Origin of the sequence: Pseudoxanthomonas sp. USHLN014, from assembly GCF_037153335.1 — a bacterium.
Lineage (GTDB): Bacteria > Pseudomonadota > Gammaproteobacteria > Xanthomonadales > Xanthomonadaceae > Pseudoxanthomonas_A > Pseudoxanthomonas_A winnipegensis.
This window is the reverse complement of sequence record NZ_JBBCKO010000010.1, coordinates 57,345-70,456: the sequence shown is the minus strand read 5'-3', so window position 1 is coordinate 70,456 and position 13,112 is coordinate 57,345. Positions and strand designations below refer to the sequence as shown.

The 13,112-nt window shown below is 71.7% G+C and carries 11 protein-coding genes; 6 read left to right on the top strand and 5 right to left on the bottom strand.

The genetic code is table 11. The features are described 5' to 3' along the window. Positions 1-40: 40 nt before the first annotated feature. The gene (locus WFQ05_RS16735; protein WP_337054616.1) at positions 41-1,198 is read right to left on the bottom strand and encodes a LysM domain-containing protein; all 1,158 of its coding nucleotides are present in this window, start codon (positions 1,196-1,198) and stop codon (positions 41-43) included. A 411-nt stretch (positions 1,199-1,609) separates the two neighbouring features. Here WFQ05_RS16735 and def point away from each other — a divergent pair, with 411 nt between their 5' ends. The 5 genes from def (at position 1,610) to WFQ05_RS16710 (ending at position 7,545) form a co-directional block, all read left to right on the top strand. Then, positions 1,610-2,122 carry a peptide deformylase gene (def, locus tag WFQ05_RS16730; protein ID WP_130528300.1) on the top strand — a complete coding sequence of 171 codons (513 nt, stop codon included), beginning with the start codon at positions 1,610-1,612 and terminating at the stop codon, positions 2,120-2,122. 117 nt (positions 2,123-2,239) lie between these two features. Beyond that, the gene (fmt, locus tag WFQ05_RS16725) at positions 2,240-3,160 is read left to right on the top strand and encodes a methionyl-tRNA formyltransferase (protein WP_337054615.1); all 921 of its coding nucleotides are present in this window, start codon (positions 2,240-2,242) and stop codon (positions 3,158-3,160) included. Further along, entirely contained in the window at positions 3,157-4,455 is a 1,299-nt protein-coding gene (gene rsmB / locus WFQ05_RS16720) for a 16S rRNA (cytosine(967)-C(5))-methyltransferase RsmB (RefSeq protein WP_337054614.1), read from the top strand. Before fmt ends, rsmB begins: the two co-directional genes overlap by 4 nt. Before the next feature lie 61 nt (positions 4,456-4,516). Continuing rightward, positions 4,517-6,250, top strand: coding sequence for a glycosyltransferase family 39 protein (locus WFQ05_RS16715; RefSeq protein ID WP_337054613.1), 1,734 nt, complete (start codon positions 4,517-4,519; stop codon positions 6,248-6,250). Positions 6,251-6,285: 35 nt separating this feature from the next. Further along, positions 6,286-7,545 (top strand): O-antigen ligase family protein, encoded by a 1,260-nt coding sequence (locus tag WFQ05_RS16710; RefSeq protein ID WP_337054612.1) that lies wholly within the window; start codon positions 6,286-6,288, stop codon positions 7,543-7,545. Between the two features lie 62 nt (positions 7,546-7,607). Here the strand turns inward: WFQ05_RS16710 and WFQ05_RS16705 are convergent, their stop codons facing one another. Next, positions 7,608-8,408 carry a glycosyltransferase family 2 protein gene (locus tag WFQ05_RS16705; protein ID WP_337054611.1) on the bottom strand — a complete coding sequence of 267 codons (801 nt, stop codon included), beginning with the start codon at positions 8,406-8,408 and terminating at the stop codon, positions 7,608-7,610. 9 nt (positions 8,409-8,417) lie between these two features. On the opposite strand from WFQ05_RS16705, the gene WFQ05_RS16700 reads away from it, so the two are divergent. Then, positions 8,418-9,485, top strand: a complete 1,068-nt coding sequence (locus WFQ05_RS16700; protein WP_337054610.1) for a CDP-glycerol glycerophosphotransferase family protein — start codon at positions 8,418-8,420, stop codon at positions 9,483-9,485. 163 nt (positions 9,486-9,648) lie between these two features. Here WFQ05_RS16700 and WFQ05_RS16695 read toward each other — a convergent pair whose 3' ends face one another. The 3 genes from WFQ05_RS16695 to ribA form a co-directional block, all read right to left on the bottom strand. Then, positions 9,649-11,163, bottom strand: a complete 1,515-nt coding sequence (locus WFQ05_RS16695) for a PH domain-containing protein (RefSeq protein WP_337054609.1) — start codon at positions 11,161-11,163, stop codon at positions 9,649-9,651. Beyond that, the gene (locus tag WFQ05_RS16690; RefSeq protein WP_337054688.1) at positions 11,160-11,666 is read right to left on the bottom strand and encodes a PH domain-containing protein; all 507 of its coding nucleotides are present in this window, start codon (positions 11,664-11,666) and stop codon (positions 11,160-11,162) included. The genes WFQ05_RS16695 and WFQ05_RS16690 overlap by 4 nt, the downstream gene beginning before the upstream one ends. A 290-nt stretch (positions 11,667-11,956) precedes the next feature. Further along, positions 11,957-13,072, bottom strand: a complete 1,116-nt coding sequence (gene ribA / locus WFQ05_RS16685; protein WP_337054608.1) for a GTP cyclohydrolase II RibA — start codon at positions 13,070-13,072, stop codon at positions 11,957-11,959. Positions 13,073-13,112: the final 40 nt, after the last annotated feature.

Here is a 13,112-nt window from a genome sequence, read left to right as displayed (position 1 = left end):
CCCTCGGGCGCCGTCGTGATGCTGCGTAGGAAAAGTCGGACTAGTCGACGCTGGCGGTGGCCGTGTTCGGCATGCCGGCGTCCGGGTCGCGCAGGAAGTAGCCCACGCGCGAGGGCGCCGAGCCTTCCATGATCAGGCCGTAGCTGACCTTCTCGTAGGTCTTGAAGATCATCACGTGCGCGGTGTACTGGTCGGGCAGCTTGTTGCGGCCCTGGCCGGGCTTCTTGGTCTCGGCGATGCGCGAGGTCGGGCCCTTGAACGGGTCGAGCTTGTAGCTGCCGGGGCGCCACACCGACAGCACCGTGCCGTTGTCCAGGCCTTCGCGACTGCCGCCGGACAGGGCGACCACGTCGTGCGCGCCGCCGTAGGACAGCGTGTCGGAGATCGACATGATGCGCACCTTGCCGTCCACCAGCGGGGTGCGCGGCGGATGCGGGAAGAACTGCAGGTCGAAGGGCTGGGCCTCGACCGGGATCAGGCGATCGCCGGCGCGGACCTCGCGACCATTGCCTTCCAGGTGCAGCGTGGTGGCGTTGCCCTCCGGATCGACCGCGGTGACGGTGCCAATGGCCATCTGCTCCAGCTCGTAGCCGAGGAAGTCGTCGTTGTCGTTCGGGGCCTGGAACTCCTTCCACAGGTTGCCCTCGCCGAGCGTGCGCTCACCGCGGTAGTCCAGGTCGGTGCTGGGCTTGGGCTCGTCGTAGTACTTGGTCGGCCGCACCACAGCGTAGCGCTGGCCGACCTGCGGGGCCTCCAGGTCGACGGCGTAGACGTCCTGGCCGCCGAAGGCGCGCAGGCGGTCGTCCTGCAGGCCGGCGATGTAGGGCAGATCGTCGATGCTGTCGACCACGCGCAGGTGGCGCAGGAAGGGCTCGATGTCCGACAGCGGCACGCCGGTGATCGGCGCGTCCTGGCGCGGCCCGGGCTTGACCTGGGCCTGGGCCACGCGGTCCAGATAGGCCAGGCTGATCACATCGCCGGGGTAGATCAGGTGCGGGTTGGCGATCTGCGGGTTGGCCTGCCAGATCTCCGGCCACAGCCAGGGCTTCTTGAGGAAGCGCGCCGAGATATCCCACAGCGTGTCGCCCTTGCGCACCACGTAGGTGTCGGGGTGGTTGCCGGCGAATTCTTGGGCCGTGGCGAAGGCGGCAAGGGTCAGGAACGCGACAGCCACAGCTGTGCGGCATTGTTTGAACATGGCGGTATGTACCTGATTCCCCTACAGGTGGTCGCCACTATAGTCCAGAAAAAGCCCGCCGACGCAAGCGATGGTGGGGGTCCGCTGCGCGGGGGCTTGTCCCCCGGCGGCGGGTGGGTCGCGCCGCCCTCGGGCGCCCTGGGACAAGGAAGCGCGCGGAAGTGGACTTGGGTCCACGACCGAGCAATGGCGCCGTCACAGGCCTGCCCAGGGGTGGCCCTTCGGGTTGAGTCGGCAGGACGGCCACGGTCGAGAGGCGCGCTGTGAAATGCGCAACGGTCTATCCCGCGTCATGCGCTGCGCTCGACTGCCCTGTGGGCCCGACGCGGCCTACCCGGTGCCGGAGGACAAGCCCTACAATGTGTGGTCCGTCGCCGGACCGCATCCCGGCCTCCCCACCAGGTGCTCGCCATGGCCCAGTTGCCCATCCTCGAATTCCCCGATCCGCGCCTGCGCACCAAGGCGGTGCCCGTGCGCGCGGAGCAGATCGCCGAACCGGCGTTCCAGACCCTGCTCGACGACATGTTCGAGACCATGTACGAGGCGCCGGGCATCGGCCTGGCCGCCAGTCAGGTGGACGTGCACCAGCGCTTCATGGTCATCGATGTGAGCGAGGAGAAGAACGCCCCGCAGGTGTTCATCAACCCGGAGATCCTGGACAAGGCCGGCGAGCAGGTCTACCAGGAGGGCTGCCTGTCGGTGCCCGGCATCTTCGCCGACGTGACCCGCGCCGATGCGATCACGGTGAAGTTCATCGACCGCACCGGCGCGGCGCAGCAGCTGCGCGTGGACGGCCTGCTGGCGGTGTGCATCCAGCACGAGATGGACCACCTGGACGGCAAGCTGTTCGTCGATTACCTGTCCCCGCTCAAGCGCGAGATGGTCAAGAAGAAGCTGGCCAAGGCGCGACGGAATGCGGCATGAGTTGACGCCGGGGCGCGGGTCTTCGGACCTGGGACCCGGCCGGTCGGCCCTGCCGACGCATCAGCCACGCGCGTGTCCCCCGTCTTTCGCTCCGAACCCAGAGTTGCGCCTCTCCGCATGAAGATCGTCTTTGCCGGCACGCCGGATTTCGCCGTGCCGTCGCTGCGCGCGGCCGTGCGCCACAACGAAGTGGTCGCCGTCTACACCCAGCCCGACCGTCCCGCCGGGCGCGGGCGCGGGCTGACCGCCTCGCCGGTCAAGCTCGAGGCGATCAAGCGCGGCATCCCGGTGCTGCAGCCCGAGACGCTGCGCAACCCCGAGACCCAGGCCGCGCTGCGGCTGATGGCGCCGGATGTGATGGTGGTGGTCGCCTACGGCCTGATCCTGCCCAAGGCGGTGCTGGAGATCCCGCGCTACGGTTGCTGGAACGTGCACGCCTCGCTGCTGCCGCGCTGGCGCGGCGCCGCGCCGATCCAGCGCGCCATCGAGGCCGGCGACACCGAGAGCGGCGTGTGCCTGATGCAGATGGAGGCCGGCCTGGACACCGGGCCGGTGCTGCTTTCGCTGTCCACGCCGATCTCCGAGACCGACACCGGCGGCCAGCTGCACGACCGCCTGGCCGAGCTGGGCGGGCAGGTGCTGGCCGACGGCCTGGGCCTGCTGCGCGCCGACATGCGTCCGGTGCCGCGGCCGCAGCCCGCGCAGGGGGTGACCTACGCGCACAAGCTGGACAAGGCCGAGGCGCGGCTGGACTGGACCCAGCCGGCGCAGGTGCTGGCGCGCAAGGTGCGCGCCTTCGTGCCCTGGCCGATCGCGGAAGGCCAGGTGGCCGGCGAACGCCTGCGCATCCACGGCGCCATCGCCATCGACCTGGCCCACAACGCCGCGCCCGGCACGCTGCTGGCCGCCACCCGCCAGGGGCTGGACATCGCCTGTGGTCAGGGTGCGCTGCGCCTGCGCGCGGTCCAGCGCGAGGGCGGCAAGGCGATCACCGCCGCCGACTACCTCAACGCGCGCCGCGATCTGTCCGGCGCATGAGCAGCCAGGCCGGCGTGGTGGTGCGGGTCACGGCCGCCCGCGTGCTGGACGCGGTGCTGCATCGCGGCCGCTCGCTCAAGGCCGAGCTGGCCACCGCGCTGCCGCAGCTGGCCGATCCGCGCGATCGCGCGCTGCTCGAGGCGATCTGCTTCGCCGCGCTGCGCCGGCGCACGGCCTACAACGCGGCGCTGAGCGGCTGGATGCCCCGCCCGCTGCAGGCCAGGGACAACGAACTGCGCGCGCTGCTGCTGGCCGGCCTGGCCCAGCTCGACGCGCTGCAGCTGCCGGCGCACGCGGCGCTGTCGGCCACGGTCGAGGCGGCGCGCACGCTGGGCCGGCCGCACCAGGCCGGCATGGTCAACGCGCTGCTGCGCCGCGCCCAGCGCGAAGGCGTGCCGGCCGCCGATGCGTCTGCGGCCTGGCCGCAGTGGCTGCAGCAGCGCATCCGCGCCGATTGGCCGGCGCAGGCCGATGCGCTCTTCGCCGCCAGCGCGCAGGCCGCGCCGCTGTGGCTGCGGGTCAACCGGCGCATGAGCGGCCGCGACGCCTATCGCACGCAGCTGGCCGAGGCCGGAATCCAGGCCGAGACCGTCGCCGCCTTGCCCGACGGCCTGCGGCTGGCCGAATCGACCGCCGTCGGCGGCCTGCCGGGCTTCGACTCTGGCGTGGTGTCGGTCCAGGACGGCTCGGCCCAGCAGGTCGCCGATCTGTTCGCCCTGGCCGACCAGGCGCGGGTGCTGGACGCCTGCGCCGCGCCCGGCGGCAAGTCCGCGCATCTGCTCGAACGCCAGCCTGGCCTGCGGCTGACGGCGCTCGATGTGGATGCGCGCCGCCTGCGCCGGGTCGAACAGACCCTGCAGCGGGTCGGCGCGACGGCCACGCTCAAGGCGGCCGACGCCAGCGATCCGAGCGGCTGGTGGGACGGGGTGCCGTTCGATGCCGTGCTGCTGGACGCGCCGTGCTCGGCCACCGGCATCGTGCGCCGCCAGCCCGACGTGCTGCTGCATCGCCGGCCCGAGGACCTCGCCGCGCTGACCGCGCTGCAGGCGCGCCTGCTGGACGCGGCCTGGGCGGTGCTCGCGCCGGGCGGCACGCTGGTGTATGCGACCTGCTCGCTGCTGGCCGCGGAGAACGCCGAGCAGATCGAGGCCTTCCTAGCGCGTCACGACGCCGCGCAGCTGGACGATCCGGGTGAAGCCTTCGGCCACCCCAGCGGCGGCGGGCGCCAGCGCCTGACGGGCGAGGACGGCATGGATGGCTTCTTCTATGCCCGTCTGCGCAAGGCCGCCGCCTGAGCCGACGGCGCGCTTCGCCTCACCACGGCGTTCCGACATCGCCTCGCTATCATCCCGCGCCATGCGTCCCATGACTTACGCCAAGACCCGCTCGCTCGATACCTGGTTGCTGTTCATCACCGCCTTGCTGGTCATCGGTGCGGGCATCGGCCTGCGCGATCCGTGGCCGGCCGACGAGCCGCGCTTCACGCTGGTCGCCAAGCACATGGTGGAGAGCGGCGAGTGGCTGTTCCCGCATCGCGGCGTGGAGCTGTACTCGGACAAGCCGCCGATGCTGATGTGGCTGGAGGGGCTGTTCTTCCTGCTCACCGGCAACTGGCGCGTGGCCTTCCTGATGCCCTCGCTGCTGGCCACGCTGGGCGCGATCTGGTGCGTCAAGGACCTGGGCCAGCGGCTGTGGACGCGCAAGGTCGGGCTGTACGCGGGCTGGGCGCTGCTGTTCGCCTTCCAGTTCACCTATCAGGCCAAGCGCGCGCAGATCGACGCGCTGGTGCTGGGCATGATCACGCTGGCCAACTACGGCCTGCTGCGGCATCTGCTCAAGGGGCCGGACTGGAAGATGTGGGTGCTGGGCTGGTTCTTCGCCGGCCTGGGCACGATCACCAAGGGCGTGGGCTTCCTGGCGCTGCTGAGCATCGTGCCGGCGGCGGTGGTCTCGGCCCGCGGCTGGCCCGGGGTCAAGGTGTGGGCCGGCGACCGGCGCTTCTGGCTTGGGCCGCTGGCCTTCCTGGTGGCGGTGTCGATCTGGCTGGTGCCGATGGTGACCACGGTGCTGCTGTCGGGCGATCCGGAGCACCGCGCCTATCTCAACGACATCCTGCTGCGGCAGACCGCCAAGCGCTACGCGCGCTCCTGGGACCACCCGCAGCCGTGGTGGTACTTCCTGCAGGTGCTGCTGATGTGGGCGCCGACCATCCTGGCGCTGCCCTGGGCGATCGCGCCGTGGGCGCGGCGCCTGCGCCTGCGCCACGATCCGCGCTATCTGGTGCCGCTGGCGTGGTGGCTGATCGTGATGGTGTTCTTCTCCATCCCGCACGGCAAACGCGACGTCTACATCATGCCGGCGCTGCCGATGCTGTGCCTGGCGCTGGCGCCGCTGCTGCCGGGCCTGCTGCGGCGGCGCGACGTGCGCGGGGTGCTGCATGCGTTCACCGCGGTGCTGGTGCTGGCCACGCTGGGGATGGGCATCGCGATGCTGACCGGCGAGCCCTCTTTCGAGCGCGGCCTGCATCGCGACCGCGACCTGGACCAGGCCGCGACCCACGCCCTGGCCTGGGTCCTGGTGGCGATCGGCACCTGGGGCCTGGGCAGCCTGCTGGCGTTCTGGCGACGGCCGGCGGTGGCGATGTGCTCGACGCTGGGCGCGACCTGGGTGCTGTACGGGATGGTGGTGTGCCCGTTGCTCAACGATTCCAGCTCCGCGCGCGGGGTGATGCGCGAGGTGGCCCAGGCCATCGGTCCGCAGGCCGAGCTGGGCCTGGTGGCCTGGAAGGAGCAGAACCTGCTCATGAGCCAGTCCAACACCACCACCTTCGGCTTCCGCAAGCTGTGGAAGGACCAGCTGCGCGAGGGCCTGGCCTGGCAGGCGCAGGCGCCGCAGCGGCGCTGGCTGCTGGTCCAGGACATCGCCCTGCCGGCCTGCATCGACCGCGGCGTGGCCCGGCATGCGGGGCAGGCCGGTCGCCGCGGCTGGTGGCTAGTGCCGATGGCCGCGCGCATGGGCTGTCCGGCCTCGCCGGAGATTCCGTTCGACGATTCGGCGCGCAAGGCGCAGGTCGAGGCCCAGGGTGAGTAACGCGATGTTGTGGATGACTGGCGTACATGGGCCCGATGCCGAACGCGCCTGAGCGGACATCGCTGCGGTTCCAGCCCTTTCCCGCCTCGCCGCGGCTGCGCGCCGCGCGCGCGCTGTACACGCTGGCCCTGGTGCTGCTGCCGTTCTGCCTGATCGCCACGCCCTTCGGCCTGCTGCCGGCGGCGGTGTGCACGCTGCTGGCGGTGCTGCTGGCGCCGGACCGGATCTGGGCGGCGCGTTTCGATGCCGGCCGGCCGCTGCTGTGGATGCTGCTGGCCGTGGCGCTGGTCGCCCTGGTGGTGAGCACCTCGACGCTGATCCACCACGACCGCTGGAGCGAGGCCGGCAACCGTGGACGCGTGCTGGTGATGCCGCTGGCCATGCTGCTGGTGATCGGCCTGGCGCCGCCGCGGGCGGCGCTGTGGAGTGGCGCGGTGCTGGGCCTGTTCGGCGCCTGCGCGGTGGCGCTGGTGCAGCTGTGGCAGGGCGTGGCGCGCGCCGATGGCTGGATCAACGCGATCACCTTCGGCGACCTGACGGTGCTGCTGATGGGGCTGGTGGTGTTCCTGCGGCCCTCCGGGCGGCTGATGCTGACCATCGCGGCCACCTGCGCCGGCCTGGTGGCGGTGGTGCTGAGCGGCACGCGCGGGGCCTGGCCGGCGGCCGTGCTGGTGCTGGTCATCGCGCTGATCTCGCGCGCCAACGGCGGCAAGGCGCGGCGTTGGGAATTCTGGGCGCTGGTGGGGCTTGCGATCGTGGCCCTGGCCGCGCTGCTGCCGCACGTCAGCGAGCGGGTGGAGGCGCTGCGCGGCGACATCCAGCGCTATGCGGTGGGCGATGCGGATTCGTCCTCCGGGGCGCGCATCGAGCTGATCGGCATGGCCGTGGACGAGCTGCAGCGCCAGCCCTGGACCGGCGTGGGCGTGGGGCATTTCGAACGCGTGGTGCTGGCCTCGCCCGAGTGCCAGCCGCCCGAGCCCCTGAGCTGGTGCGACCTGGACCACGCGCACAGCGACTTCCCCGAATGGGGCGCGACCATGGGCATTCCCGGCATCGTCGCGCTGCTGGCGCTTTACGGCGTGCCGGCCTGGCTGTTCGTGCGCCAGCTGCGGGTGAGGCCGTTCCCGCGCCGCTCGCGCAGCGCCGCGCTGGCCGGGCTGATGACGGTGGTGTCCTTCGTGCTGTGCGGGCTGAGCCAGTCGATGTGGGCCCATCAGCTCAGCGGCGGCGCCTATCTGACGCTGGTCGGCATCCTGCTGGGATTCAGCCTGCGCGAGGATCCGCGGAAGGGCTAGGGGCGAGGCGTGCGTGGAAAGGAGTGAGAAGTGAGCGTTTGCCCTTCCTCACTCCTCTGCGCTCACTTCTGCTTCCCCAACGGCTGCCCGTGCTGCAGCAGCCACAGCATGATCGCCTTCTGCCGCACGTAGTTGGCGCGCACGTAGGCGTAGACCAGGCCGCGCCAGCCATCCAGGAAGCCGAGCCGGAACACATAGCCGCGCCAGAAGCGCCACGCCGGCGACACTACCAGCTTGGCCAGCGAGGCGCGCTTGCCGCGGGCGAACTCGTGCTCGGCCATCATCTGCGCGTAGCGCTGGGTCTTGGCCAGCTGCTGCTCCAGCGAGCGGTAGGGATAGTGGATCAGGTCGCCGGCCAGGGTGTGGACCGGACCTTCGACGCTGGCGGCTTCGTGGATCTCGCGCTGGCCGCGCCAGCCGCCGCGCCGGCGGTCGAACAGCCGCAGCACCCGGTCCGGATAGGCGTTGCCGTGGCGCAGGAAGCGGCCGAAGTAATCGGAAAGCCGGTTGAAGCGATAGCCCGCCGCGCCGGCGAAGCCGCCCTCGCGCGCGGCCTCGATCGCCGCACGCAGCTTCGCGTCCACGCGCTCGTCCGCATCCAGGCACAGCACCCAGTCGTGTGCGGCGCTGCGCACGGCGAAGTCCTTCTGGCTGCGATAGCCCTCGAAGTCGCGCAGCAGCACGCGCGCGCCGCGGGCCTGGGCGATGGCGACCGTGGCGTCGGTCGAATGCGAGTCAACCACCACGCACTCGTCGCAGAAGGCCAGCGAGTCCAGGCAGTCGCCGATGCGATCGGCTTCGTTGAAAGTGATAATGCAGGCCGAAATACGCGGCCGCGGGTCGTGTGGCGACGTCAAGGACATAACACGCTCATGGCCGACTACCTGCTGTTTGCGACCGAACGGTACGCCCTGCCTATTCTGGCGCCTCTGGCCCGGGCGCTGCACGCTTCAGGCCAACAGGTCCACGCATGGTTCGAGGGCAACGCGCGTGGGCTGGAGACGCAGGTGGCGCCGTGCGTGCGCCCGGTCGATCTGAAGGCCGCCGTGGCGCTGCGCCCGCGCGCAGTGTTCAGCGCGGCCAACTGGGTGCCGCCCTTCGTGGCCGGCGCCAAGGTGCAGCTGTTTCATGGCTTCAACGTGGAGAAGCGGGCCGATGGGCGCGGGCACTTCCGCGTGCGCGGGCTGTTCGACCTGTACTGCACGCAGGGGCCGGCCACCACCGCGCCGTTCCGCGCGCTGGCCGAGCGCGAGGGCCACTTCGCCGTGGCCCAGACCGGCTGGCCCAAGCTCGATCCGCTGTTCCGCGACGATGGCGGCGCCAGCGCCGCGCTGCGCGCGCCGGCGGGCGAGCGGCCGGTGATCCTCTTCGGTTCGACCTTCACCGAACGCCTGAGTGCCGCGCCGGTGCTGGTCGACCAGATCGCCGCCGACATCGCGCGTGGCCAGCGCTACTGGCTGCTGACCCTGCATCCCAAGTGTCCGCCGGCGCTGTTCGATCGCTACCGCGCGCTGGCCGGGGCCAACGCCGCCTTCGTCGAGCCCGAGCAGGTGATGGCCGCCCAGCGCGCGGCCGATGTGCTGGTGTCGGATACCTCCTCGATCGTCTCGGAGTTCGTCGTCCAGCACAAACCGGTGGTGACCCTGCGCAACCGCGCGCCCAAGCCGCACATGCTGGACTTCGACGACCCGGCGCAGCTGCCGGCGCAGCTGGAGCGCGCGCTGCATCCAGCGCCGGCGCTGATGGAGGCGATCGTGCGCTATGCCGATTCAATCCATCCCGATCGCGATGGCTTCAGCGCCGAGCGGGTGATCGCCGCGACCGAGGACTTCATCGCCGGCGAGCTGGGCGTGCTCAGGCCCAAGCCCTTCGCCGCACGCCTGCGCGCCCTGCAGATCCGCAAGGACCTAGGCTACTGGGGCCCAGGCGCCCGGCACTGACCCACCTGTAGAGCGGAGCTTGCTCCGCTGGGGCCTTCCTCCGCGAGCCGAACGAAGAGCAGCGGAGTCCCCAAAAGGGGATTGCCACAAGCTCCGCTCTACAGGCAGGCCGCTGCGAGATTTGAGGAGACAGTTGCTTCCACCCTGCCAAGCGATGGCTTCCTCACCAGCGCAGCCGGCGCCGTGCCAGGGTGGCGGTGAGCTGATCATGCAGGGCGCGGGCCTGGTCCAGCGGCATCAGGCGCAGCTCCAGGCGCGGTCCCTGGTGGGCGGCGCCGGCCGAGTCGAGCAGCAGCGTGGCCGTGCCGCAGCGGCGGTCCAGCGGCGAGCGGCTCAGGCGCAGCGCCTGCAGCTTGTCGACCTCGGCGAAGCGCCACCAGCGCGTCCACCAGCCGCCGCGCACGGCCACCAGGCGTGTGTCCACGCTCCAGGCCATGTGCTGCATCTGCCGGCGCGCCTTGAACGCCGACCACGGCCACCACGCCAGCACCACCAGCGCCAGCACATCCAGCAGCGGCCACAGCGCCGCGGCCAGGACGATCAGCCAGAACGCCGGCCACAGGCACAGCCGCCACCATTGCCCGACCGGCATCGCATGCCACTGCGCCGGTGGCCACTGCGCGTCGGGCAGCAGGTGCTGCAGCAGCGCATCGCAGCGCTCGGGCGTGGCCAGCGGCACCAGTTCGCGGATCGCGCGGTCCTGTTCGTTCGAGCTGCCGACCACGGCGGTGTCGATGTCCAGGCTGCGCCGCCCGAAGCAGCGATGCAGCACGCCCTCGCGCAGCGTCCAGGACTGGATCCGGCGCCGCGCCGCGCTGGAGCGCACGCGCGCCAGCAGGCCGCGTTCGACGGTCAGGCGCTGCTGCGCTTCGCTCAGGCGGAAGCCGTGGTACTGCAGCGCCGCCAGCGCGATCGACAGCGCCCGCAGCAGCGCCAGCGCCAGCAGCAGCACGCTGGTCGCGGTCAGCAGCCAGGTCAGCCAGCCCAGGTGCAGATGGCTGGCGAAGCCGAACGCCTGCCGGCCGTAGCGTTCGATCGCATCGGCGACCACGCGCTGCGGGAACAGCTGGTACAGCGCGCCGGCCGTGGCCGCCATCGCGATCATGCCGCGGTTGGAGATCAGGCCCAGGCGCACGATCTCGCCCGCGCCCAGGGCCAGCAGGGTGTTGCCTTCCGGCGCCTCGGGCACGGCCTCGGCGCCGGCCTGGCCGCGATGGCGCACCAGCGACTCCAGCGCCAGCGCCTGGTCCAGCCGCAGCACGCGCATCTGCGCTTCCGGCTTGCTGCCGCCGGCCGACTCCAGGCGCAGCTCGGCCACGCCGAACAGCCGGTGCAGCAGGCTCTGATGCACCGCCACGTTATGGATGCGGGCGAAGGGAATCTCGCGCCGGCTGCGGTTGAGCAGGCCGCTGCGGATGCTCAGGCCCTCTGCGCCGATGCGGTAGCGGTAGGTCAGATAGCGCAGCAGCGAGGTGCCGACCAGGATCGCCATCACCACCAGCGTGGCAACATGGTTGTAGCGGTCCGAGTCGCCATCGCGCCCGCCCCCGAACACCACCAGCACGAGCAGCGGCAGCAGGAACTGCTTGAGCTGCTGGAGCAGCACGAACAGCCACGACCACGGATGCAGGCGCTGGTCGCGCGGACCGCGCTGCACGGCGTCAGGCGGCGCGCTCACAGCGCGTCGTCGTCGCGGTCGAGCTGGTGCGCCAGGCGCTCGCGCAGGCGTTCGGCATCGCGCTGGTCCAGCCCGGAGACCGAGACCGCGTTCAGCCGCGTGCCGGCGGTATGCACCACCAGCGTGGCCAGCCGCGCGGCGCGATCCAGCGGGCCGCGGCGCACGTCCAGATGCTGCACGCGCGAAATCGGCACATGGGTCTCGCTGCGCCACAGCCGGCCCTGCATCAGCGCGAAGCCCTGCGCGTCCAGCCGCCAGCGGATGAAGCGATGGCGGCGATAGGCGATCACCGCCGCGCCCAGCGCGATCACCGCGACCGCGATCGCGCCGTCGTCCAGCCAGGGCGTCAGGCCCGGCGCGGACAGCCAGGCCACGCCCAGGGCGAAGGCGCCGGCCACGAGTGTGCCGATGAAGGCGCCGAGCGCAGCCAGCCGGGCGCCGCGCGGCGGCAGCGCCTGCCAGCCATCGGGCAGTGCGGTGGCGGGTGCGGGTGGCGGAGCAATTTCGGGAAGCGGAGGCGAGGACGACACGCGGAGCCTGGACGGGGAGGGCGGGAGCTAAGCGCCGCCGAGTCTAGAGCGTGCGGTGGCCCCGGGGGTGAGCGCGAGGCCGTCTCAGGACACCTCGACCCGGTGTCGCGCCCTCGGCCCAGGCGTCTTCGCCGCTTGCGCGACCCGCGCACTCCCCACCGTCGTTCCCGCGCAAGCGGGAACCCATGGACTTTACGCACAACTTCCCAAAGCACTGGATCCCCGCTTTTCGCGGGAATGACGATCCTGAAAGCCGCCAGCAATCAGGACAGCGAAGACAGCAGCGCGTCCACGTCCAACGCGTGCCCGGCGCGGGCGGCCTTGGTGCGCAGGTACTGCTCGTTGTCGGTGGTGATACGGCCGGTGACCGGCAGGCGTTCGACCACCTCCACGCCGACCGCGCGCAGGCGCTCGACCTTGGACGGGTTGTTGCTCAGCAGCCGCACCTGATGCACGCCCAGGCCGCGCAGCATAGCCGCGGCGGTGCCGTAGCGTCGCTCGTCCGGGCCGAAGCCCAGCAGCGCGTCGGCATCGATGGTGTCCAGGCCCAGGTGCTGATAGCCGTAGGCGCGCATCTTGGCGGCGATGCCGGTACCGCGGCCTTCCTGGTCCAGGTACAGCAGCACGCCGCCGCCCAGCTCGGCCAGCTTGGCCAGGCCGTTGCGCAGCTGGTCGCCGCAGTCGCACTTGAGCGAGCCGAACAGGTCGCCGGTCAGGCACGAGGAATGCACCCGCACCGGCACCGGCCGGCTGAAGTCCGGGGTGCCGACGATGATCGCCACCTGATCGCGCTGGGCCACCCCGCCGCGGAACACCACGAAGCGCGCATCGCCCAGCCCGCGCAGCGGCACGCGGGTGCTGGCGACTTCCTCCCAGTCCTGCCCGGCGTCGGCCTGGCCGGCCTCGACCTGGTCCAGGGTGATGGCCAGGCAGGCGTCGAACGGACCGGCCTGCGCGTCCAGGTCGTGCACCACCAGCGCCGGCAGCAGCAGCCCCAGGCGCGCCAGCTGCAGCCCGGCGGCATCCCGCGCGTTGGCCGGGTGCCAGGCGTCGCCGTGCGGCTGGGCGGGCAGATAGCTCAGGTCGGCGAGCTGATCGAAGCGCCCGTCCAGCGCCAGGCGCGCCCCTTGCGGCGCGTCCAGGCCGAGCACGCCGGCGCGGATCGGCCCGATCGACAGCGTCGCCCGCCCGCCGCTGACCTCCAGGAAGCCGTGGAAGCTGTCCGGGGACGCGGTGTCCACCGCCAGCACGGCGGTCTGCCCGCCCTGCGCATCGACCACGCGCAGCGGCCGGCCCGCGCGCAGCTCGGCGGCCGCCCGCTCGCACGCCACGGCGGCGGGATGGCCGAACAGGGCGAGGTGGAGGTGGGAAGCGGTCATGGCGGTCGGAATCAGCGGCGGGGCGAGGAACGGGGCGGCG